Raw genomic sequence first — 22,218 nt, 5'->3', positions numbered from 1 at the left:
CGCTCAGTTCACGGAAGACGACGAACTGGTGGGTGTGGTGGTCGTCGACGACGTGGTTGTCGACGACGATGGCGCGGATGATTTCGGGGTGCTCGGGCCGGTGGGCGTGGTCGGGGTGGCGGTGGGGATGGGGCCGACCGTCAAAGAACGAGCGCGAGATTGCCAGGCGGCGGGAAGATCGCCCTTGGCGGATGTCGCGACCGTGTGGGTGTCGCCGGAATGGCCGCGGGCGGCGAAGAGGGTGGCGGTCTTGCCGCTGCGGTTGTAGACGGAGACGGTGGCGGCGTCGATGTGCTGGCCCGCCAGGTCGGGGGAGCCGATCTTGAACAGCGACATCTTGCCGGTGCCCTCGCTGCCGGTGAACAAGCACAGGTAGTCGGTGGGGCAGCGGTCGTAGCCGGTGCAGCCGCCGGTCCGCTTGCACCAGCTCTCGGTGACGCTGGTGAAGGTGTTGCCGCTGATCTTGGTGGTCTCCGAGCCCTTGCCGTTGTCGAGAGTGACCTCGTGTTCTTCGTCGGGCGCCGCGCCGATCCGGTCCAGCAGCAGCGTGCAGGCCTTGCTCAGCGCGAGGCCGGTGGCGGCGGCGATCAGTGTCGCCGTCACGGTCACGCCGGCCCGCATCTTCACCACCACGGCGTCGATGATCGGCACCACCAGCTCGCAGGCGATCTCCTGCGCGATCTCGGCGGTCGACTTCTCCCCGGCTGGTTTGTCGTCGAGGCAGGCGGCGGCGCCGAACCCGACGACGACTGCGAGGATCACCGCGAACAGCTTCTGCACCGCGTCAGAATGCGCGCGGAATACGCACCAGGGCAAGGAAATTCGTGAGTGCGTGCCCCGCGCCCGGGCGTGGTTTCGGTTAGTGCAGGGAACGAACGGTGACGGCGGGGGCGCCCGAGGCGGCGAACCAGGCGGCGAGTTCCGCGCCGTCGAGCCAGTGCGGGCTGCGTTCGCCCACGTCGACCGGGCCGTCGATGGTGCCCGCGGCCCCGGCGACGGCGCAGTGTCCCAGCCGCGCGCCACAGAAGCTGGCCGAGTCGACGCGGCACCCGCGCAGGCTGGCGCCGCGGAAGTCGGTGTCGCTGAACGTGCCTCGGCGCAGGTCGGCGCCGGTGAGGTCGGCGCCGTGGAAATCGGAGGTCGCGAAGTCGGCCTTCATCAGGCGGGCGCCGTGCAAGGTGGTCTCGCGCAGGGTGCAGTCGCGGGCCTGCGCCTTGCCCAGGTCGGCGCCGGTGAGGTCCGCGCCGGACAGATCCGTGGACAGCATCCACGCGCCGTAGAGGTCGGTGTCGACCAGCCGCGCCCCCGTCAGCCGCGCCTCGCCGAGCTCGGCGCCACCCAGGTCGAGCCCGGACAGGTCGCTGCCGCCGAGGTCGAGTCCCCAGCCGTTGAACAGCATTTCGGTCGTGCGCGGGGCGGCCGGGTCGGTGGGCAGATTGTTCAGATAGCGGGCCAGCGCCTGCCTGGCGTCGGGGTCGGTGGGCCAGGAGGGCACCGCGTGCAGATCACCTTTCGGGCGACGCCGCCAGAATTTCATGAGCCATGTTTACACCCTGTGGTTTTCGCGCGTGCACGATCCCGGCGGGTCGGTGGATCAGCTGGCCCGATGGATGGGGTGGACCCGCGACAGCGCGCGTTTCGCCTCGGCGAGCGAGATCAGCTGATCCTCGTCGTCGATCTCGGCGACCGCGGCTTCGGCCCACTCCCGCAGCAGCGTGGACACCCCGACGCGGCGTTCGTCGGCCAGGTCCTTCAGGCGGGAATGCAGCCCGAGGGGCAACCGGATGGAGGTGGTCACCATGATGTCCTCGTTGGCGGGCAGCCGGGGCGGGGCGTCGGCGGGCGCGTCGGAGAAACTCAGCCGATCCATGAAGTCGGTGAGTTCTTCCTTACTCGATGGATAGTCCTGCTCGCTCATGCGGTGTTCCCACTTTCCCACTCCTCGAACTGCGCCAGTTCCTCGGCGCGCAACGCGCGGGCGCCGATGATCACCCACGTCCAGTCGTCGCGCTGCCGTGTGACCACGATCAGCGGGCGTCCGGCCGTGGTGCGCCCCCACACCGTCAGAACGGCCACCTGACCGTCGAAGGCCGGGCGTGGCCACCGTCGTGACGCTGCGAGGACCTGCCGTACCTCGCTGGGTTCGACGCCGACCAGGTGAGCGATCGCCCAATCAGGCCACTCGAAACCCATAACCTCATAATACGCACGTAGTAACAGCCTGTGAACGGCCTGTGCTCTGGTCGCGGGTCGGGGCGGCGCACCGGTGGACGACACATGCGGGCGCGGTGGGTGGCCCGGTCGTACCCTCGAGGACGTGCGCACGGGCGAATCGTCGTGGTGGTGAGGTGACGAGCGAAGGTGGGGCGATGGTGCGGGCCGGGGAGATCGAGCGCCAGCTCTCGGCCTCGGAGCGCTGGTTCTGGCTGGTCGATCAGCTGTCGCCGGCCAACTGCGTGGTCCGCCTGCGGGTACGCGGGCCGATCGGCGCCTACCGGCTCGAGGACGCGGCGGCCGCCGTCGTCGCCGAATATCCACTGCTGCGGGTGGTCGTCGCGGACGGCCCGCGGTTCGTGCCCGCGCCGGATCCGCATCTGCCGGTGCTGCACCGGATCGTCGCCGACCCGGACGAGTGGCGCACCGTCCTCGACGAACAGCTCGCGACCCCGGTCGACCTCGCGACCGCACCGGGCAGGCTGATCGATCTGGCCTGGCGCCCCGGCACTTCCGACGAACAGCACGACCTGATCCTGGTGTTCTCCCATGTGCTGATCGACGGCCGGTCGATGGCCGCGCTGGGCTCGCGCATCCTGGCCGTCGCCTTCGGCGCACCCGCGGCCACCGTCACCCGTCCGCCGACGCCGCCCGCCGACGAGCTGATCCCGCGCAGGCACACTCGCCTGCTCACCTGTCTCCGCACGAATCTCACCGGCCAGCTCACGGTGTTCACCCGGCGCGCCGTCGGCCTGCCCGGCACTCCGCCGCCCCTGCGCGCCCGCCGTACCCGCACGGTCATCCGCGCCATCGACGGCAACGAACTCGCCGCGCTGCGCACCCGCTGCCGCCGCGCGGGCGTCACCGTCAACGCGGCCCTGACCGCCGCCCTCGCCCAGGCGCTCGGCGCGCTGAACCGCCCACTGGGCTCCGGGACGGCCGCGATCGGCATCCCCGTCGACGTCCGCTCCCGGCTGCGGCCCGCGCCCGCCGACGACGAACCGGGCATGTTCACCGCTGTCGTCCCGGCCTTCGTCCCCTTCGGCCCGGGGGAGTCACTCTGGGACGCCGCCCGGGCCGCCAAAGCGCAACTGGCCCAGCGCATCACCGGCGGCGCCGACCTGGCCGGCTTGGCCGCCATCCGCTACGGCTGCCCCCGTTCCCTCGAATCCGGTGTCCGCGCGGTGGAACTCGTCGATCGCCGGGCCCCGTGGAATGTCACGCTCAGCAATCTCGGCAGGCTCACCGCCCCCGAAACTCCCGCGCCGCTGCCGATCACGGCGCTCACCGTCGCGGGGACCAACTCCTGTGCCAGCGCCCTCACCGTCGCCGTGGCCACCTACGACGACACGATGTCGATCACCTTCTGCTACGTCGACACCCAGCTCCCGCACGCCACCGTCGAACTCCTGGCCGACCGCACCGTCGCCCCGCTCAACCGCTGACGACGGTTCAGTCCAGCCGGTGCCGCAGCTGCTCGCGCAGGGCGGTGCGGTCGGGCTTGTTGGTGCGGCCGGTGACCGGGATGCGGTCGACCAGGACGATGTCGTCAGGCACGGCGGAGGTGTCGATGAGATGCGGGAGCCGGGTGCGCAGCAGCGTGGCGACATCGCCCGCGCCGGGAGCGGGCACGACGGCGAGGACGATGCGCTCGTCGCCGACCTCGTCGGGGATGCCGACCATGATCGCTTCACGAACCCCGTCGATCGCGGTGATCACCGGTTCGTACAGTCCCGGATAGATATTGGTCTTGCCGCGGATCATCATGTCCTTCTTGCGGCCGGTGAGGACCAGCTGGTCACCGTCGAAGCGGGCGAGGTCGCCGGTGTGGATCTCGGTGAGCGGTTCGTCGCCGAGATAGCCGCGACACAGATTCGGCCCCGACAGCACCAGCTCGCCGTCCGCCGCGATCCGCGCGGTCACCCCGTGCACCGGCGCCCCGAGCAGATCGCCGGTGTGCGCGAGCTTGGCGACATCGTTGGTGACCGCGACGGGCAGGATCTCCGTCATCCCGTAGACGGCCAGGAACTCGGTGCCGGGCAGCGACTTCCGGGCTCGCCGCAGCAGCGCGGGCGTGACCGGCGCGCCGCCGAGCGCAACCTGGCGCAGATACGGCGGCGGCCCGATCTCGCCGGCTTCGAGCGCGGTGAGCGCCACCGCCAGATCGGCGGGGGTGTAGAAGGCGTGCGTCGCGCTGTGCAGATTCTGGGTGAACCGCACCGGATCGACGTGGGTGCCGAACCGGGGATACGGCGGCATCGCCCAGCGCGCGCCCGCCATCAGCGCGGGCAGCCCCATCATCAGCTGCTCGGTGTGCAGGAACGCGCCCGGCGCGAGGCTGGTCTGCCCGCCCATCGCCGCCAGCCCGGCGCCCAGCGAAGCCCGGGTGTGGACAACGGCTTTCGGGTCGTCGGTGGTCCCGGAGGTGAACACGATGAGCGCGGGCGCGGCCGGGTCGGCGCGCACGGTCGCCGTGCTCGCGGCGGGACCGGTGAAGCGGCGCAACGGAATCGACCCCGCTGGGGTGCCGGGCAGCCAGGGGCCGCTGTGGATGTGGCGCACGTCGAGCGCGCCGAACCGGGGGAGGGCGAGCCCGCGCCTGCGCCCGAACCCGGACAGCGGTCCGCTCACCGCGTACAGCAGCGATTCCGTGGCGGCCCAGGTCGGTTCGACCAGCGCCACGCGGCGGGCGAACAGTTCGGGCCCCACGCCGGGATCGACGAACACGATGGTGCCGCCCGCCGCGATCACCCCGAAGATCAGGGTCACCGAGGACACGCTCGGCCGGATCGAGAACAGCATCCGGTCGCCCGGAACGAACCCGGCCGCACCGAGATTGGCCGCGACCCGGTCGACGGTGCCGACCAGCTCGCGATAGGTCATGGCGCGCTTGCCCACCGTGCCGAGCGCCGAGGCGTCGGGGATGCGGTCGGCCTGCATCCCCAGGTGGTCCAGGAAATCGATCGTCACCGGATGTCCACGATGTCGGGCCGGTACCGGTGGTCGGCGTACCAGGCCAGCGTCTTGCGGATGCCCCACGCCCGCACCCGCCGGTTGGAGCCGTAGACCCGCACGTCGCGACGCAGGCCGTAGTCGGTGGTGATCGTGCGCACCGCGTTCACCAGGGCCCGGTCCTCGTGCAGATCCTCGATCGCGGTGCGCGGGAATCCGCCTGCGGCCGTGTACAACTCGGCGGTGATGGCCATATTGCAGCCGGGCGTCATCACGTACGGGCCCAAGTACTTCGGGTCACGATTGCCCGAGCGCACCTTCCCGAAGGCCGAGGCCACCTCCAGCGCGACCCGGATGACGGTGCGGTCGACCCACGAGATGCCTTCGTCGGTGCGCGGCACCAGCTGCCCGCTGACCAGCCGCAGTCCGGTGCCGAACGCCGCCTTGATCCGCTGCGTCCAGTCCGGTGCGGGCAGGCAGTCGGCGTCGGTGCGGGCGAGGTAGGCCGCGCCCTGGGCGATGGCGTAGCGCATCCCGGTGTCGGCGGCGGCGCCGGTGCCCTTCTGCGGCTCACTGATCACCTCGATGGCGGGCACGGGATGCGCCGCCGCGAACGCGCGCACGATCTCGACGGTGCGGTCGCTGGAACCGTTGTCGACCACCACCACCCGGAAGCCGGTATCACGCTGCGCGGCAATGGCTTCCAGGGTCGCGCCGATCCCGCGCTCCTCGTCGAAGGCGGGGATCACCACCCAGAGCTCGCCGGCGCTCACAGCTGCGCCACCAGCCGGTCCAGGCCGCCGATCTCGGTGACCCAGTCGTGGAAACGGTCCAGTCCCTCGGCGAACGGGACCGTCGGCCGGTAGCCGAGTTCGCGTTCGGCGCGCGACAGATCGTAGGTCGCCGATCGGGTGACCAGGGCGACGGCGTAGCGCGACAGCGGCGGCGTCCAGCGCTGCGCGACCGCCGGGATCCGCCACACCGTCTCGATCGCCGCCAGCGCGCCGCCCAGCACAGGAGCGGGCACGGTGACGCGCGGTGCGGCCAGCCCGAACCGCTCGGCCACCGCCGCCATCGTCGGCCATACCTGTACCGGCTCCGCGTCGGCCACGAAATAGGCTCGCCCACCGACATTCTCGGCCGTCAGCGCCAGTTGCACCGCGTGCGTGAGATGGTCGATGTAGCACAGCGAGGCCAGCACCTCGCGCCCGCCGGACAGGTCGGGCAGCCGGCCCGCGCGCAACTTCGCCAGGATCTGCACGATCGGCCCGTGCCGATCGCCGGGGCCCCACACCGCGCGCGGCCGCAGCGAGCAGGTGGTGAACGCGGGCGTGTCGGCGGCGAGCACCAGCTGTTCGGCGACCGCCTTGGTCTGGCAGTAGCTGTTCAGGAAGCGGTCCGGATACGGCACCGTCTCGTCGATGCCGAGCTGATCACCGCCGTCGGGCGCCATGAGCGCGCTGGGACTGCCGAGGAACACGAACCGCCGCGCACCGGCCGCCGCGGCCTCCTGCATGAGCCGGTCGGTGCCCGCCACGTTCACCGCGAAGAACTCCGCGGGCCTGCCGAACTCCCCGAGCAGCGCCGCGGCGTGCACCACCGCCCGCACACCGGTGACGGCGCGGGCCAGCGCGGCGGTGTCGCCCAGCTCGGCGACCGCCACTTCGACACCCGCCGGGGCGGTCGCCGGATCCCGCACCATCGCCCTGACCGTCGTTCCGGCGCCGGCCAGGGCGCGCACGACCGCGCCGCCGACGAATCCGCTCGCCCCCGTCACCAGGACAGTCATGACGACACCGTACGGCCGCGCCCGCGCGGCGTCACCGATCGCCGAGGGTTTTCCACCAGGTCGCCCCGAACAGCATGGTCATCGCCGCGGCCCGGCCCGCCGGAATCCCACGCCGGGCGGCCTCCCGCCGCGCCACCGGAATCTGTGCCGCGTGCACGCCGACGCTGAGCATCGCGTCGATCCAGAACACGATCCGGCCCAGCCGCGACCGGAACGGCCGCACCACGCCGAGCGCCAGGAAGGCCCAGCCGAGCACCGGGATCGCCCGCAGTGCCAGCACCGCGGACGAACTCGGCACCCCCGGTGCGCGATGCCGCGCCCGGCCGTTGCGCGGCGCCTCCACCGTCCAGCTGAATTCGTCGTCCCCGGCCGGGGTCGCATGCATGGCCATTACCGCACCTCAGGTCCGCGATAGGTGACCGCTGCGGCCGTCGGACCGCCGTCGGCGGCGACGAACAGCAGCGGACGATCGGTCAGTCCGGCCGCGCGGGCGGTCACATAGCCCGCGGTCAGGGCCGAGGTATGCGCGTCGCCGGCGAGGTCGTCGGTGACGACGGTACCCGCGCCGAGTTCGGCGGCCAGCTCCGCGGCGAACTCCGGCGTCGGCTTGCCGCAGATCAGCACCACCTCGGCCGCGTCGAGATCGTCGGCGGCCAAGGCTTCCCTGGCCGCGGCGGCCGCGTGCTCGACGAGTTCGCCGGTGCTCGTGCCCAGTTCCACCGTCATGGCCGAACGGCCGGTCGTGCCCATCGCCGACAGCGTGACGTAACCCTGTGGATCGGGCAGGGTGTCGCCGGCGCTCACGTGTACGCCGCCGAATCCGGTGGCGGTGGTGGAGTTCTCCAGCACCAGCGCCGCGCCGACGGGCGTGAAGGTGAACTCGGCGTCGGCGCTCATCGACGGGTGCGCGTCACCGGAGACGACGACCACGTGTCCGGTGGGCAGGTCGGCCAGCAGCGACGCGGCGACGCCGACGGCGTTCACCAGGCCGCAGGCGCCGTTCATCAGGTCGAACGACAGGCAGGGCACGTCACCGGGCCGGTACTCCAGGCCGATCTCGGCGGCCTGCTGGATGAGCGCGGCCACCGCCGGTTCCACGAGGTTCGCGTCGCGATAGACACCGACGTTGATCAGCGCGTCGACCTGGTCGGACGGACAGTTCGCCGCCTCCAGCGCCGCCCGTGCCGCCGTGGCCGCCTGGCCCACCGAGCTGACGCCGCCGGTCTGCGTGACGGCCGAAGAAATGATGATTCCCATACTGTCCTATACCCGCAGATCGCCGATTGTCACCGACAGGAATCCGGCGACCACCCCGGAAGCGGCCGGCACCAGCAGCACTTTCGACCCCGGCGCGATCAGTCCCTGCCGCAGTGCGTCGTGCAACACCACGAAATGTGAAGTGGAAGCGGTGTTCCCGTACCGGTCGAGCACAGCCAGCTTGGGCGGCATCACCGCGTCGAACTCGCGCTCGGCGATCTTGTCGATCAATTCCACGGCGGGACCGCTGAATTGGTGATGGATCAGGTAGTCGTAGTCCTCGGCGGCGAAGCTGGAACCGCGCGCAGCCAGGAACTCCCGCTGCCGCGAGGTCCACAGCAGGTACCGGGACTCGTTGTGCATCGCGCGGTTGTCGGTGTAGAGCGCGACACCGGGCCCCTGATCGCTGGGCATGCCGAGGCACAGCTTCGCGAACGCGGCACTGGTGTTGAGTTCCACGTAGTCCAGGCCGGGGCCGTCGGTGCTGTCGAGCAGTACCGCCGCCCCGGCGTCGCCGACGGTCAGCGAGGCGAACTGCGGATCGTATTTCTGCGAGATCTCGCGCACCGCGGTATCGGCGATCGGGGTGATGCACTCGCCCGAGACCACCAGGCCGCGCCGGACCGCGCCGGAGCGGATCATCCTGTCCAGCACCAGCACTCCGGTGAGCATGCCCGCGCACGCGTTGGACACGTCGAAGTGGATCGCGCGGGTCGCGCCCAGCTCGGTGCGGAGCATGAGCGCGAAGGAGGGTTCGAGGCAGAAGTCGTCGCCGCGGGTGCGGGTGATCGAGCAGGAGATGATCACGTCGAGATCGGTGGCCTCGTACCGTGAGTTGGCCAGCGCACTGCGTGCCGCCGCCAGCGCGATGCCGAAGGAGTCTTCTCCCGGCCCGCGCACGCGCCGGGCCGCGACGCCACTGACCTTCTCCAGATCCAGTGGCGCGTCGATGGCCAGCCGGCTCATCAATTCCGCTGTTGTGACCTCGCGGTCGGGCAGATAGGCGCCGACGGCTTCGATTGTGGATCTCACCATGTGCTCTTTCACTTCCGCGCCATACTAGCCACAGATCTTCACTAATCGGGCGGGGTCAACTAGATTCTGCCGGGGTGTGGAGTGTCGCCCGACGTCATGAACTCACCCTACTCGCCGCAGGTCAGCCCTGGTTGCCAGGCGTGCTGCTGCTGGGCAGGGTGGCGCGCCCGATCCGCAGGGTGCCGAAACTGGGCTGGTTCGTGGCCGATCCGCTGGTCGCGCGCCAGATCTACAACGACAGCACGCACTTCAGCATCGTCGCCGAGGGCGCGGCCGGGCACTGGTGGGCACAGGTCATCGGCGACTGGGTGGAGGACCTGTTCGAAGGACCGGGCCACACCGAGCTGCGGACCAAGGTTCGTGACCTGTTCACCCTCACCCACACCGACGCCCTCGTGCAGCGCGTCATCGGTCCTGACCTGCGGGATCTCTCGGATCGGCTGGCACGGGGCGAGACCGTCGACATCGCCGCGCGGGCCCAGATCCTGGTCGGGCGCAGCGTGTCCGACCTGGTCGGCATGCGCCCCGAGGACATCGCCGCGGCCATCGGCGGTGACCCCACCGACGACACCGACGCGCTGTTCCTGCGCCTGTTCCACCACGTGGAAGAGCTGGTCAACCTGGGCTTCGGCACCATGGCCTCGACCACCCTCGACCCCGTCGCGGTGGCCCGTGCCAAAGAGCTGGCCACCCGTTTGGCTGTCAATGTCCCTGGCGCCTACGCGCGCGCCGACCCCGACACGACGCTCGGGCGCTGCCGGGAACTCGGGCTGGACGTGGAACACGCGGCCGGCCTGGCGATCCTGATGGCCGTCGCGGGCACCGACACCCTGGCCAGCGCGATGACCAGGATGGTCGCGATCATGCACGACACCGGTCAGCATCGGGCCCTGCTGGCCGCACCCGAACGGCTGCCCGACGCGGTGCGCGAGACCCTGCGGGTGACCAGTCCCGCCTATCTGGTCGGCCGGTCGGTGACCGCGGACGTGCGCGTCGGCGGGCGGGAACTGCGCGCCGGGGAGCACGTCAAGATCCTCACCTGGACGATCAACAACGCCGTCGGCGAGTTCTCCGTGCACCGCGACTACGTGCCGGAGACCCGGCAGCTGTGGTTCGGCGGCGGACGTCATCTGTGCCTGGGCGCGCAGCTGGTCCACTCCGAACTGACCGCGCTGCTCACCGCGCTCACCGCCGACGGCAGGCCGTGGGAGATCGTCGAGCGCCGGTATCGCCGGAAGGTGTTCATCCCCACCTACGAGACCTTGCGCATCCGGCTCGCGCGCTGACCCGGACAGCACGAAGGCCCGCCCACCGATCGGTGGACGGGCCTGTCGCGGCTGGGGCTACTGGTTCTCCGGCGCGTTGATCCGGTTGTGGAAACCGATGCCGATCGCGATCGCGGCGGGCACGCCGGTGATCACCAGACCGGCCGCGGCGCCGAGCGGGATGCCCACCGCGCCACCGGCCAGGCAGCCGGCGACACCGGTCGCACCGCCGAGGGCGAGTACCGGGATGCCCAGGATCAGGCCGCCCGCGGCGCCGATCGCGCAGCCGGCGACACCGCCGACGAGGGTGCCGACCAGGGTGCCGATGGCGGTGATGATGCCGAACTGGGTGGCGGCGGCGCTCACCGCGTCGTCGAAGGCGTCCTGCCGGACGACGTCCTTGAGCAGGGTCGACGGGCGGGCCGAGGCGGCCTCGGTGCGCGGCGTCAGCACGGCGCGGGTGCCGTCGATGGCGGCGTCGATCGGGTACTCGAGATCGTTGAGCGTGTAGGCGAGCGGGAACCCGACCACCACGTTGCCCGCGTCGTCGAGCACCTGGAACTGGTTGTTCGCGGTGGTAAGCGAGCCCGCGTCGGTCTCCACGACCACGGAGTCGCCCTCGATGGCGGTCTTCCAGTTGATCCCGGGCAGCACCTGGTTCACGCCCTGGCCGACGCCGTCGAGGAAGGCGGGGACGGGGGCGGGCGCCGGAGCGGCGTGCGAGGTGCCGGTGGCGATACCGAGCGCGGCGATGACAAGTGCGGAGGTTGCGGCAACCTTGCTGAACTTCATGAATGCAGTCTTTCCCTCAATGGCATGCTCCCGGGGGAGCGCAGGCCCTCGATCGAGCACCCATGATCAAGTGTCCAACTCAATGTTGCTGAGATGTAACTTAAGATCTCATAAGAGTTCAAAACGGACAGTGATCTGCGTCATTACCGCCGAATGGCGTTTGCCGCTAAGTGTTTTCGCTCGGAAATACACCGCCGTGATCTGGAACACGTCGCCGCAGCTCACCCCGAGACGAGCTGGAGCCGGCGCGACAGGTCGGAGGCGAACACCCGCCCGGGATCCACCCGATCCCGAACCCGCCGCCATTCCGCCAACCGCGGGTACATCGCCGCGATCGTCTCCGGGGTGGTGCGCGAATCCTTGGCGAAATAGAGGCGTCCGCCCGCCGCCAGGACGAGGTCGTCGAGCTCGGCGCAGAACCGGTCGAGACCGGGCGCAATAGGAAAGTCCAAGCTCAGCATGTATCCAGGGTGCGGCCAGGACAGTGGCGCCGGGTTGCTCGCCCCCATCCGCTTGAAGACGTTGAGGAACGAGCGGTGGCCCGATTCGGCGATGGTCTGCACGGCGTGGGCGAGCTGGTTGTCGGCGCCGTAGGGCATCGAGAACTGGTACTGGAGAAATCCGCGCCTGCCGTAGGCGCGGTTCCATTCGCCGAGCAGATCCAGTGGGTGATAGAACTGCGTCAGATTCTGGATCCGGCCACGAGCCTGGCGCGGGAACATACGATGCGCGGCCTCGGCGGCGATGCGCGTGGTCGTACCGTTCACCATCCCGTTCGGAAAGATATCGGGCACGGTGAACAATTGCGGTGCGTCGAAATTCAGCGGTTTGCCCCGAAGTTTCGGCGGGAGTTGGTCCACCGTCGCCAGCGAGCCGCGACTGAATCCGGCGCGACCGAGCTTGGCCCCGGTGGAAATGGTGTCCGGCACCGACATCGAATAGTCGTAGCCGTCGTCGGATCCGTTGGTGAGCAGCTCCATGGTCTCGTCGAGATCGCGCGTACGGTCGTTGTCCACCAGGAAGTAGGCGGTCTCGGTGTGCTTCAACCGGATTCGCGCTCCGATGATGATGCCGGTCAGCCCCATGCCGCCGACCGTCGCCCAGAACAGGTCGGATTCGGCGCCTTCCGGCGTCAGCGTGCGGACCGAGCCGTCGGCGGTGAGCAGGTCGAGCGACACGACGTGGTTGCCGAAGCTGCCCTGCGAATGATGGTTCTTGCCATGGATGTCCGAGCCGATGGCGCCACCGATCGTCACCTGCCTGGTGCCGGGGAGCACGGGAATCCACAGCCCGTACGGCAGCGCCCGGCGCATGAGGGTGTCCAGGCTGACACCGGCGTCGACGGCGACGATCCCGCTGTCGGGGTCGATGTCGTGGATGCGGTCCAGCGCGGTCATGTCGATCACCAGGCCGCCGCCGTTCTGGGCCGGGTCGCCGTAGCTGCGGCCGAGACCGCGCGCGATGACGCCGCGTGGGCCGGCGGTCCGTACGCGTTCGGCGATCACCGCGATGTCGGAGGTGCGCAGCACCTCGGCGACGGTCGGTGCTGTTCGGCCCCAGCCGCTCAGGCTGCGTCGGGTGCTCACTGGATTCCCCTGCGTGAAAGTCACAGGGGCACACAGTAGGACGCGTTGCTAAGCGGAGGCTGAGGGGCGGTGCGGGGTCAGGGTGCCGGTGGTGACGGTGGTGGTGCGGGTGCAGGCGGCGGTGAGGAGGGGTTGGTCGTGGCTGATCAGGAGGACGCCGAGGCCGGTGGCGGCTTCGGACATGATCAGGCGGATGACGGTGGCGGTGGTGGCGGCGTCGAGCATGGCGGTCGCCTCGTCGAGGATCAGGTGGCGGGGGCGCTGGGCGAGGGCGCGGGCCACGCAGGCGCGCTGGAGCTGGCCGTCGCTGAGGGCGTGCGGGCGGCGGTCGAGGAGGTCGGGGGTCAGGCCGACGGCCGCGATGGCGGCGGTGAGGTCGGGGGCGGGGGCGCGGCGGATGCGGGCCGGCTCGGCGATGATCTGGGCCAGGGTGAAGTGGGGATTGGCAGCGGCGCGCGGATTCTGGAAGACCATGGCGACGGCGCCGCGCTGCTCGCGCAGCGGCTTGCCGTCGAGGGTGACCCGGCCCGCGCTGGGCGTGAGCAGCCCGGCCAGGACTCGGGCCAGCGTGGTTTTGCCCGAGCCCGAGTCGCCGCTGATCCCGACGATCTCACCCGGCGCGACCCGCAGGTCCACCCCGCGCAGCACCGGCTCCCCGGCGCGATACCCCGCGCTGACGGCCTCGGCGATCAGCATCACGACCTCGCTCGGCGGATCAGGCGCTGCTCCTCGCGGCGCAGCTCGGTGGTGGTGCCCGCGTACGGGCAGATCTCGGACAGCCCGGTCAGCGCGCGCGGCGGATGCGGGAGCGGACGCAGCCCGCGTTCGGGCAGCGCCGCCAGCAGGTCACCGGTGTAGGCGTGCCACGGATCGGCCAGTACCTGCGCGGCGGGCCCGACCTCCATCAGGCGCGAGGTGTACATGATCGCCAGCGTGTCCGCGATGCCCGAGCGTTCGAGGTGACTCAGATCGTGGGTGATCAGCAGGACCGCCGCGCCCCGGTCGGCGCACTCGCGCAGCAGCTGCCCGATCTGGTCGGTGCGGGCCTGGTCCAGGCCCGAGGTCGGTTCGTCGGCGATGATCACCTCCGGGTCACCGGCCAGCGCCGCGGCCACCGCCGCCCGCTGCGCCATCCCGCCGGACAGTTCGTGCGGGAACATCGCCAGCGCCGCGCTGGGCAGCCCCGCCCGGTCGACCAGGTCGGCGGGAGTGTGCGCGGTCCCGAGCGCGGCGATGGTCTCGGCCAGCTGGGCGCCGATCGTGCGCACCGGGGTGAAATGCGTCCCGGGCGACTGCGGGACCAGCGCGACGTGCCTGCCCCGATACGGCTGATCGGTGCTGCGCAGATCGAGCGTCCGGTCGGCCAGTTCCAGCCGGATCGACCCGGTGACCACGGCTTCCGGCGGCAGCACGTCGAGCACGGCGCTCGCCACGATCGATTTCCCGCAACCGGATTCGCCCGCCAGCGCCGTCACCGTGCCCGCGGCGATATCCAGCGTCACTTCGGTCGCGGCATGCACAACGCCTGTGCCGCACACCGGAATCCGCACGGTGAGATCGGTGATCGACAATCCGGTCATCGCGGCATCCTCGACGGTTTCGGTGGCAGCAGCACCCCACGCAGCGCCGATCCGGCGACAGCCACCGCCACCGTGGTCAGCACCAGGAAACCGGCCGGGAAGGCCAGCGTCCACCAGCCGCCGAGCAGCAGCGAGGTCCGCGCCTCGGCGAGCAGGGTGCCCAGGCTCGGTTCGTGCGGGGGCAGCCCGAACCCGAGGAACGACAGCGTCGACTCGTGCCAGATCGCGTGCGGCAGCAGCAGGACCACCGCGATCAGCGCCTGCGGGGCGACGGCGGGCAGCAGATGCCGCCGCAGCAGATGCCCACGCCCCGCCCCGGCCAGCACCGCGGCCGCCACGTACTCGCGTTCGCGCAGACTCAGGCTCTCCGCGCGCACGATCCGGGCGACCTGCACCCAGTGCGTCAGCCCGATCGAGAGCACCACCGCCACCGTGTTGCCGCGGAACAGCGCCACGAGCACGATGCCAAGCAGCAGGTGCGGCAGCGCGTTGGCGGTGTCGGCGGCGCGCATCACCACCCGGTCGGTCCAGCCGCCCGCCAGCGCCGACACCGCGCCGACCAGCACCCCGATCGCCGTCGACACCGCCGCCGCGCAGGCCGCCACCAGCAGCGAGGTCCGCAGCGCCGCCGCGATCCGCACGAACAGCGAACGCCCGGCCGCGTCGGTGCCGAACCACCACGCGCCCGACGGCGCCTGGCGGGCGACGGCGAAGTCGGTGAGCCGGTCGTCGACACCGGCCAGCCACGGGACCAGCACCGCGTACAGCACCACCGCGACCAGCACCGCCAGCGCCATCGTCAACCGCCGCTCAGCCATCGGCCCGCACCCGCGGATCCAGCACCACGACAGCGACATCGGCGAGCAGCGAACCCAGCATGACCGCGCAGGTGGTGCCCACGGTGAGGACCGCGAGCAGCGCCATGTCCAGATCCTGCGCCGACCGCACGAACGCGCCCGCGACGCCGGGCCAGGAGAAGATCTCCTCCACCAGCACCGCGCCGACCACGATCTCGGGCAGGCGCACCCCGAGGATCGTCACGAACGGCGCGAGCGAGGCGGGCAGGATGTGCCTGCGGGTGATGGTGGCGTTCTCGATCCCCCGGGTCGCCGCGCCCACCACGAAGTCCTCACTGCGATTGGCCGACACCGACTCCCGCACCGCCAGCAGCAGCCACGGCACCTGCGAGAGCGCCAGCGCGGCGGCGGGCAGCACGAGATGCCGGGCCACCTGGCCGAACCCGACCTCGGCCCCGGCGTCGGTGAGCCCGGCGGGCGGCAGCCAGCCCAGCCCCACCGCGAACAGCGCGATCGCCGCCAGCGACACCACGAACGGCGGCAGCCCTTGCAGCACCACACAGGTGGCGGCCAGCGCCCGGTCCACGATGCCGCCCCGACGCATCCCCGCCCAGACACCCGCCCCGAGCGCCACGGCCACGGCCGCGCTCATCGCGACCACCACCAGCAGGACCGTCCACGGAATGCGCTGGGCGAGTAGCTCGCTCACCGGCTGGGCGAATCCGCGCGACACTCCGAGATCGCCGTGGACCAGGTCGACGGCCCACCGCCGGTACAGCTCGTACCAGGGCAGGTCGACGCCCAGCTGCTGGGCGAGCACGGTCCGGTCGGCCGCGCTGGTGGATTCGTAGCGGTCACCGAGATAGCCGACCAGCGGATCGAACGGCGACACCGCCGCCGCCGCGAACAGCGCGGCCGACACCGCCGTCAGCACCGGCACCAAGGTCGCCAGCCGGAGCCCGATCATCGCGCCGAGACCACGCCCGCGCCAACGGGTCACCGGCGCGTCCAGGTGTGCAGCGACCACCACGGACCCCAGGTGACGCCGTGGGCGTGCGGTTCGAGAATCCGTCCCGAACTCGCCCAGCCCGACTCCTTCAGCACGTAGGTGTGATCGAGGTGCACCAGGAACACGTGGCTCGGGTCCTGGACGTACCGGCTCTGCACCTCGCGATAGGCGCCGGCCCGCACCGCCGGATCGGTACTGCGCCGCGCCCGGTCGAGCAGCGAGTCGATCGCGGGATCGGTGTGCCTGCTCGCATTGTCGTAGGGGCTGCTCGCGCCGGGATCCGCCGACGGCGAGTGCAGGGTGCCGTAGACCTGGGTGTCGGGATCGAAGGGTTCGGCGCCACCGCCGAGCAGAATGCCCGCCTGCCCGATGCGTGGCTCGATCCGATCCCAGGACAGCGCTTCCAGATCCACCTCGACGCCGACGCGCCTGGCATCGGAGGCGAAGGCGAGGGCGAGGTCGCGGCGCAGCGTGTCGGTGGAGTTGTACATCACCGTGAACCGGGCGCGCACACCGTCTTTCGCGCGGATGCCGTCGGCGCCGGCGCGCCAGCCCGCGTCGTCGAGAATCCGTTCGGCACGGGCCCGGTCGAAGGTGAAAGTGGCTGCCGGATTGTGTGATTCGCCGTAGACCGCGGGTAGTGGGGTGTAGGCGGGCCTGCCGTAGCCGCCGAGGATGTTGTCGATCATGGACTGCCGGTCCACCGCGTAGTTCAGGGCCAGGCGCACGGCCGGATCGCCCGCCACCCGGTCGCCGGCGGGCATCGAGACGCCGCGCCAGTCGGCGGAAGTGCTGGACCGCACCGATATCGACGGCTTCCCGTCGAAGGTGGCGGCCAGCAGCGGCGGCAGGGAGGTGCCGTCGAGTTCGCCGCCCGCCATGCGCTGGGCGCGGGTGTTGTCGTCGGGGACGTGGAGCAGGGTCAGCCGTTTCACGGCAGGCGCACCGCCCCAGTAGTTCTCGTTCGCCGCGAAGACCGCGCGGGTGGGCTCCAGGCTGGTGAGCCGGTAGGGGCCGGTGCCGATCGGGGCGGTGTTGAGCGGGGACGCGGTGGCCGGTCCCGGCGTCGCGACCGACTCCGACGGGACGATGCCGATCAGCAGTTTGGTGTGGAAGGCGGCATAGGGATGGCGCAGGGTGAATCGCACCGACGCCGGGTCGACCGCCTCCACCCGCTCGATCATCGAGAACGAGGACCGCGCCTCCGACGCCGAGGCGGGATCCAGAATCGCCCGGTAGGTGGCGACCACGTCGGCGGCGTCGAATTCGGAGCCGTCGCTGAAGCGCACGCCCGGGCGCAGCGGCGCGGTCCAGACGGTGGCGTCGGCGTTCGGTGTCGGCAGCGCGGTGGCCAGCGCGGGTGCGAAACCGGGCAGGCCCGCGCTGCCCGTCAGGCGCAGCAGGCCGTCGTAGACCTTGGCCTCGCCGGCCGCGCCGTAGCCCGCCACCGGGTTGTATCCGCCCAGCTCATAGGCGTCGGCGAGGACCAGGGAATCGGTGGGACCGCTGGTCGGCGCGCCGCACGCGGACCCGGCGACGACCAGCGCGCACGCGGCCCCCACAGCGAACAGCGGCCGAGCGCGGAGCCTCATCCCACATCCCAACTCATGTCTATCTGAACAGATGGACAGATAATAGCGGCGCTGTCCAGCCGGGGACTAAGCTGAGCGGGCCATGGGAGAGCCACGCACACTGGAGGGAACGCCGGTCGAACTGGGCCGGCGCGCGATCGGCGATGTCGAGATCGCCGCCTGGGCGCAGCGTTTCGACCTGCTGTCCGACCCGAACCGCCTGGAAATCCTGCTCTGCCTGCACCGCACCCCCGGTATCAGCGTCGGCGAACTCGCCGCCGCCATCGGCCGCACCGAGAACGCCATCTCCCAGGCCCTGCGCGTCCTGCGCCACGAAGGCTGCGTCACCTCCACCCGCGAAGGCCGCACCGTCACCAACCGCCTGACGGACCCCACCATCCACGAAATCCTCCACACCATCGGCGCCAAACACACCTGAGGTGACTGCGTGGCCCGGAGGTATGGGCGCGCAGGGGAGGCGAGACGCGGGGCGAGCACGTGGCGCCGCGCCGCAGGTGTTGTGGCTCAGGGGAATTCGGCGACCACTTCGTAGAGGGCGGGGTTGGCGGTGGCGACCCGGCGGGCCTGGTCGACGGAGGCGACGACGGTGGGGTTGAGGCCGGCGGCCTCGCAGGCTTCGGCGCTGTCCCAGTGGGCGACGTTGATCAGCTGGAAGCGGGTGTCGGGGAGCAGGGCGCGGTGCAGGCGGACGTCGCGGAAGCCGGGGGCGGTGCGCATGAGGGCGGCTCGCTCGCGCCACTGGTCGACGAAGGCGTCGACGTCGGCGGCGGCTACCTCGATGACATTGATGAAAGTGACTCCCTGGTCGGGCATGTCGGAATCCTTCAGTTGGTGGAGCCGGGGCGGACGATCATGAGGACGACGACGGCTGTCCAGAGCAGGTTGTAGATGCCGGCGAGCATCGACAGGGTCTTCAGGCGCCGGCCGGTGTCGGGTTCGGCGAGGGCCAGGCGCTGGAGTGGGTGGATCTGGACGGCGAGCAGGCCGCCGGCGATCGCGGTGGTGATCATGGCGACGGTGATCCAGATTTCGTTCATCCGGCCCTGGATGGTGGCCAGCACGATGCCGATCACCGGGACGATGATCGCGAGCTTGGCGTAGTTGCCGGTGATCCGGTGCAGGGCCACCGCCACCGACCGGCTGCGCACCGAATCCGGGTCGGGCCCGCCCGCGGCGACCGGGGCGTAGCGGGGAAACAGGCTGGTGGCGACTGCCGAACCCCCGACGAAGACGATGCCCGCGACCACGTGCACGGACAGCAAGAAATGTTCCACCGGTGAACTCCCTCCGACCTTCAATATGGCTGAAGCTTAGCTCGAGTTTCAGCCATGTTGAAGGTTGTCTGGATCACGTCCGGTGGGAGCGCTGGTCAGGCGGGTGACGCGCCGGTGAACGCCGCCACGATGGCCGCCCCGACGCGCCGCTGGATGGGATCGGCATCGGGCCCGAAGAGCTGGGTGTCGACCTGGGTCACCACTTTTCGCGCCTCGCCGAGCAGTCGCGTCCCCGCCTCGGTGAGCTCGATCGCCGAGGCCGACCCGGCGCGGGCCGTGCGGTCCTGCACCAGTCCCGCCGCCACCAGCGACTTCACCGCGGTGTGCGCACTCTGCACGCTGGTCCCCGACATCCGCGCCAGCTCGCTGAACGAGGCTCCCGGGACGCCGTTGATATGCCCGAGCAGCCCGAGCCGGGCCACGGTGAGATCCAGCGGCGCCAAGGCAGCGCTCAGCTCGGCCTCGACCCGCCGCGACAGCGTGATCACCAGGATGGTCGGGCTCATCGCCGGCGGTCGGGGGCGCGGATTCTCGGTGGTCACCCGGTCATTTTCCCGTACGCGCCCACACCCGGCCGGGACAGGCCGGGCGCGGGCGCGCCGGATCAGATGCCCGAGCGGATCATGCCCTTGCAGCGCATGAGGAATTCGGCCAGGTAACCGTCGTGCGGAACGCCGGGCCGCAGCCAGGTGGTGGGATTGTCGCCGAGATAGAGATTGGTGATCGTCGGCTCGGTCAGCAGGGCGTCGACCAGGTCGGCGCGGGTGGTCATCGCGGTGAGCACCAGTGAATCCCGCAGGGGCGCAATGCCGTCCGCGGGCCGCCAGGGCCCCACCCAGACGCAGGGGAAGGCCAGCTCGACGCCGAGCTGTGGTGCCGTCGCCGAGTCGACCAGGTGGACCGCGGGGCGCAGCACCGCGCCCCCGGACGGCAGTTCGTCGACGATGGTCTCTCCGCCGAGCAGCGGCCGCGCCGATCCGGCGACCTCGTGCAGGTATTCGTCGATCGCGACCACCGCGGGCACCGGCTGCACGGTGAGCAGGGCGTCGGGATGATCGGCGGGCAGGCTCGGAATGCGGGCGAGCCGCTCGGCCAGCGCCCGCGCGAGCGGCTCCGGATCGCCCTCCACCAGCACCCCGGTGGTGCAGGTGCAGGCGGTGCCGCCCAGGTGACTCACCGAATCGGCGATCACGTCGATCCGCTCCCGCCAGTCCACGTCCGCGGTGATCAGGATCTTGGACCGGCCGGGGCCCTGGGTGAGCACCCGCGGGCTCGCGCCGTACTTGTCCACGACATCCTGACCGCCGTACACGATCGCGTAGTCGGCCTCGGCGATGATCACGTCGGCGGCGGCGTAGTCGGTGGGCAGCAGGGTCACGATCTCCGGCGGGAAGCCGGCCGCCCGCAGGGCACTCACCAGCCGGAACGCGGTGAACGGCTCGCGCGCCGACGGCCGCACGACCACCTTGTAACCCAGCGCCAGCGCCTCGGGCCAGAGCCCGTGCACCGCCGGAGTGTTGCCCGCCGCGTGCACCGCGAAGACGTCGCCCTTGCGGACCCACACGCCCGCGCCGTCGCCGGTGCGCGCGTCGGACCACTCGGCGACGGCGCCGCGCGGCATCGCCAGCGCCATCGTGTCGGGCTGTGCGCGCAGCACCTCGGCGACCCACTCGACCGACTGGCGCACCACCTGCCGGGGCACGCCCGACACGGTCGAGACGATCCGGACGTACTCCTCGGGATCGAGCCCGCCGATGGTCGCGGTGGTGAACAGCTCGGCGGCCTCGCTCATCAGCGCGAGGCATTCGCCCACCGGCAGCGTGGGCGCGGCGCGCATCGCGGTGAGCGCCCGCCGGACGAACAGCGCCGGAACCTGGCCCAGCTCACCGACTTTCGTGCCGTCCAGCGCGGTGATCGGAATGCGCTGCCTGGCCCGGTACGCGCCGGCCGGGCCGAGGGCGTCGATCTCGATCATCAGTACACACCCTCGATGACCGACTTCTCGGCGAAGGTCGACACCGGTCGCACATCGGCGACCGCGCAGCCGAGCGTGCCCGGCGCCGGCTCGGCGCGCAGCGCGGTGTCGCGCTCCAGATTGTTCGGCAGCAGCGCGTATCTGGTGAGATGGTTCATCACCACCTGTCCGCGCTCACCCTCGTCGACGTCGTCGCCGGTGGCGGGGTCGACCACCCGGAAGGTGATGAAGGGGCTGGGCGTGTCGAACACCGCGAGCCCGTCGTCGCGTTCGCTGTCGCGTTCACGGGACATGCCGAGGATGGTGGTGCTGCCGTAGAGGCCTTTGAGCGGGATGCCGGGAAAGACCTCCTGGCGCAGGATCTCCCTGGTGTCGGCATCCATGTGTGCTCCACTCCAGCACAGGTACCGCACCTGCGCGCGCACCGCGTCCACGAGCTCCGGGCGCCTGGCCAGTCGCTCCAGCAGGGGCGGCGTGGTGATGAGGATGCCCACCGACTGGGTGGTCAGGATCGCCGCGGCCTGGTCGATCAGGTGCTCGGCGTAGCGATCGGCGCCCTCGGTGTCGCCGGTGGCGATGAGGTGCTTGATCCAGCGCGGGTCCAGGTCGACGGTGAACTTCACCCCGTCGTGCCTGCGGGCGCGCCGGGAGGCGAACTCGCCGAACATGTGCGGGCCGCTGGGCGCGATGGCCAGGGTGTTCGTGGTGCCGAGGTCGGCGTAGTGGTGCTCGTCCCAGGACAGCGCGAATTCCATCCACCGCTCGAACATCACGAACCGCTTCGGCGCGCCCGTCGTGCCGCCGCTCTCGTAGATCCCCGCGATCTCGCGATCGGCTCCGCGCAGACCGCGCGGAATCAGATCCCCGACGGCGACGTCGCGGAACTCGTCGATCACGTTGGGGAACAGGCGAAGATCGTCGAAGGTCCGCACGTCGGTCCGTGGATCGAAGTCGAGCCGTTCGACGCGGCGCAGCCAGTACGGGCTGCCCGTCTCGGGGCTGAAATGCCAGTGCATCACCGCCTGGATGTAGTCGTCGGGGTCGGGGTCGACCACATCCAGATCGAGTATGTCGGACCACATGGCACAGCCTCCGGAGCGC

The 22,218-nt window shown here is 70.9% G+C and carries 25 protein-coding genes; 3 read left to right on the top strand and 22 right to left on the bottom strand.

What is annotated here, in order from left to right:
• Positions 1–3 precede the first annotated feature (3 nt).
• From EL493_RS29255 to EL493_RS29240, 4 genes are all read right to left on the bottom strand, one after another.
• Positions 4–780: a peptidase inhibitor family I36 protein gene (locus tag EL493_RS29255; protein WP_019048738.1), complete on the bottom strand. Its 777-nt coding sequence runs from the start codon at positions 778–780 to the stop codon at positions 4–6.
• A 79-nt stretch (positions 781–859) separates the two neighbouring features.
• Complete coding sequence (locus tag EL493_RS29250) at positions 860–1,537, bottom strand: pentapeptide repeat-containing protein (RefSeq protein ID WP_019048737.1); 678 nt, start codon at positions 1,535–1,537, stop codon at positions 860–862.
• Between the two features lie 57 nt (positions 1,538–1,594).
• On the bottom strand, positions 1,595–1,918 hold the full coding sequence (locus EL493_RS29245) for a hypothetical protein (protein ID WP_019048736.1): 324 nt from the start codon (positions 1,916–1,918) through the stop codon (positions 1,595–1,597).
• The gene (locus tag EL493_RS29240; protein WP_019048735.1) at positions 1,915–2,193 is read right to left on the bottom strand and encodes a hypothetical protein; all 279 of its coding nucleotides are present in this window, start codon (positions 2,191–2,193) and stop codon (positions 1,915–1,917) included. Before EL493_RS29240 ends, EL493_RS29245 begins: the two co-directional genes overlap by 4 nt.
• A 155-nt stretch (positions 2,194–2,348) precedes the next feature.
• Between EL493_RS29240 and EL493_RS29235 the strand changes: the two genes are divergently transcribed.
• Positions 2,349–3,659, top strand: a complete 1,311-nt coding sequence (locus EL493_RS29235) for a phthiocerol/phthiodiolone dimycocerosyl transferase family protein (protein ID WP_126405940.1) — start codon at positions 2,349–2,351, stop codon at positions 3,657–3,659.
• A 7-nt stretch (positions 3,660–3,666) separates the two neighbouring features.
• Here the strand turns inward: EL493_RS29235 and EL493_RS29230 are convergent, their stop codons facing one another.
• The 6 genes from EL493_RS29230 to EL493_RS29205 are packed head-to-tail and all read right to left on the bottom strand — an operon-like array spanning position 3,667 to position 9,247.
• Positions 3,667–5,184 (bottom strand): class I adenylate-forming enzyme family protein, encoded by a 1,518-nt coding sequence (locus EL493_RS29230; protein WP_019048733.1) that lies wholly within the window; start codon positions 5,182–5,184, stop codon positions 3,667–3,669.
• Positions 5,181–5,939, bottom strand: coding sequence for a glycosyltransferase family A protein (locus EL493_RS29225; RefSeq protein ID WP_019048732.1), 759 nt, complete (start codon positions 5,937–5,939; stop codon positions 5,181–5,183). The genes EL493_RS29230 and EL493_RS29225 overlap by 4 nt, the downstream gene beginning before the upstream one ends.
• Positions 5,936–6,955, bottom strand: coding sequence for an NAD-dependent epimerase/dehydratase family protein (locus tag EL493_RS29220; RefSeq protein ID WP_019048731.1), 1,020 nt, complete (start codon positions 6,953–6,955; stop codon positions 5,936–5,938). Before EL493_RS29220 ends, EL493_RS29225 begins: the two co-directional genes overlap by 4 nt.
• A gap of 31 nt (positions 6,956–6,986) precedes the next feature.
• Positions 6,987–7,346 carry a hypothetical protein gene (locus EL493_RS29215; RefSeq protein ID WP_019048730.1) on the bottom strand — a complete coding sequence of 120 codons (360 nt, stop codon included), beginning with the start codon at positions 7,344–7,346 and terminating at the stop codon, positions 6,987–6,989.
• Positions 7,346–8,212, bottom strand: coding sequence for a beta-ketoacyl-[acyl-carrier-protein] synthase family protein (locus EL493_RS29210; RefSeq protein ID WP_019048729.1), 867 nt, complete (start codon positions 8,210–8,212; stop codon positions 7,346–7,348). The genes EL493_RS29215 and EL493_RS29210 overlap by 1 nt, the downstream gene beginning before the upstream one ends.
• 6 nt (positions 8,213–8,218) lie before the next feature.
• On the bottom strand, positions 8,219–9,247 hold the full coding sequence (locus tag EL493_RS29205) for a 3-oxoacyl-ACP synthase III family protein (RefSeq protein WP_030200850.1): 1,029 nt from the start codon (positions 9,245–9,247) through the stop codon (positions 8,219–8,221).
• Positions 9,248–9,387: 140 nt separating this feature from the next.
• On the opposite strand from EL493_RS29205, the gene EL493_RS29200 reads away from it, so the two are divergent.
• Positions 9,388–10,533 carry a cytochrome P450 gene (locus EL493_RS29200; RefSeq protein ID WP_019048727.1) on the top strand — a complete coding sequence of 382 codons (1,146 nt, stop codon included), beginning with the start codon at positions 9,388–9,390 and terminating at the stop codon, positions 10,531–10,533.
• A 57-nt stretch (positions 10,534–10,590) separates the two neighbouring features.
• Here the strand turns inward: EL493_RS29200 and EL493_RS29195 are convergent, their stop codons facing one another.
• From EL493_RS29195 to EL493_RS29165, 7 genes are all read right to left on the bottom strand, one after another.
• Positions 10,591–11,304, bottom strand: coding sequence for a hypothetical protein (locus EL493_RS29195; RefSeq protein ID WP_019048726.1), 714 nt, complete (start codon positions 11,302–11,304; stop codon positions 10,591–10,593).
• A 221-nt stretch (positions 11,305–11,525) separates the two neighbouring features.
• A complete protein-coding gene (locus tag EL493_RS29190; RefSeq protein ID WP_022567042.1) occupies positions 11,526–12,890 on the bottom strand; it encodes an FAD-binding protein in 1,365 nt (454 codons plus the stop codon).
• A 48-nt stretch (positions 12,891–12,938) separates the two neighbouring features.
• Positions 12,939–13,586, bottom strand: a complete 648-nt coding sequence (locus EL493_RS29185; protein WP_019048724.1) for an ABC transporter ATP-binding protein — start codon at positions 13,584–13,586, stop codon at positions 12,939–12,941.
• The gene (locus EL493_RS29180; RefSeq protein ID WP_019048723.1) at positions 13,586–14,470 is read right to left on the bottom strand and encodes an ATP-binding cassette domain-containing protein; all 885 of its coding nucleotides are present in this window, start codon (positions 14,468–14,470) and stop codon (positions 13,586–13,588) included. The genes EL493_RS29185 and EL493_RS29180 overlap by 1 nt, the downstream gene beginning before the upstream one ends.
• Complete coding sequence (locus EL493_RS29175; RefSeq protein WP_030200848.1) at positions 14,467–15,288, bottom strand: ABC transporter permease; 822 nt, start codon at positions 15,286–15,288, stop codon at positions 14,467–14,469. The genes EL493_RS29180 and EL493_RS29175 overlap by 4 nt, the downstream gene beginning before the upstream one ends.
• Complete coding sequence (locus EL493_RS29170) at positions 15,281–16,297, bottom strand: ABC transporter permease (RefSeq protein WP_019048721.1); 1,017 nt, start codon at positions 16,295–16,297, stop codon at positions 15,281–15,283. Before EL493_RS29170 ends, EL493_RS29175 begins: the two co-directional genes overlap by 8 nt.
• Complete coding sequence (locus tag EL493_RS29165) at positions 16,264–17,868, bottom strand: ABC transporter substrate-binding protein (RefSeq protein WP_022567044.1); 1,605 nt, start codon at positions 17,866–17,868, stop codon at positions 16,264–16,266. Before EL493_RS29165 ends, EL493_RS29170 begins: the two co-directional genes overlap by 34 nt.
• A gap of 82 nt (positions 17,869–17,950) precedes the next feature.
• Between EL493_RS29165 and EL493_RS29160 the strand changes: the two genes are divergently transcribed.
• Positions 17,951–18,286 carry an ArsR/SmtB family transcription factor gene (locus tag EL493_RS29160; protein WP_019048719.1) on the top strand — a complete coding sequence of 112 codons (336 nt, stop codon included), beginning with the start codon at positions 17,951–17,953 and terminating at the stop codon, positions 18,284–18,286.
• A gap of 86 nt (positions 18,287–18,372) precedes the next feature.
• Here the strand turns inward: EL493_RS29160 and EL493_RS29155 are convergent, their stop codons facing one another.
• From EL493_RS29155 to EL493_RS29135, 5 genes are all read right to left on the bottom strand, one after another.
• Positions 18,373–18,681 carry an antibiotic biosynthesis monooxygenase family protein gene (locus EL493_RS29155; RefSeq protein ID WP_019048718.1) on the bottom strand — a complete coding sequence of 103 codons (309 nt, stop codon included), beginning with the start codon at positions 18,679–18,681 and terminating at the stop codon, positions 18,373–18,375.
• A gap of 11 nt (positions 18,682–18,692) precedes the next feature.
• Entirely contained in the window at positions 18,693–19,142 is a 450-nt protein-coding gene (locus EL493_RS29150) for a hypothetical protein (RefSeq protein ID WP_019048717.1), read from the bottom strand.
• A 95-nt stretch (positions 19,143–19,237) separates the two neighbouring features.
• Positions 19,238–19,684, bottom strand: coding sequence for a MarR family winged helix-turn-helix transcriptional regulator (locus EL493_RS29145; protein ID WP_022567045.1), 447 nt, complete (start codon positions 19,682–19,684; stop codon positions 19,238–19,240).
• Positions 19,685–19,746: 62 nt separating this feature from the next.
• Positions 19,747–21,117 carry an aldehyde dehydrogenase family protein gene (locus EL493_RS29140; RefSeq protein ID WP_019048715.1) on the bottom strand — a complete coding sequence of 457 codons (1,371 nt, stop codon included), beginning with the start codon at positions 21,115–21,117 and terminating at the stop codon, positions 19,747–19,749.
• Entirely contained in the window at positions 21,117–22,199 is a 1,083-nt protein-coding gene (locus EL493_RS29135) for an AMP-binding protein (protein WP_019048714.1), read from the bottom strand. Before EL493_RS29135 ends, EL493_RS29140 begins: the two co-directional genes overlap by 1 nt.
• Between the last annotated feature and the right edge of the window lie 19 nt (positions 22,200–22,218).

Source organism: Nocardia asteroides, assembly GCF_900637185.1.
Classification (GTDB): domain Bacteria; phylum Actinomycetota; class Actinomycetes; order Mycobacteriales; family Mycobacteriaceae; genus Nocardia; species Nocardia asteroides.
The sequence above is the reverse complement of the archived record's forward strand: the minus strand, read 5'-3'. Positions and strand labels throughout refer to the sequence as shown.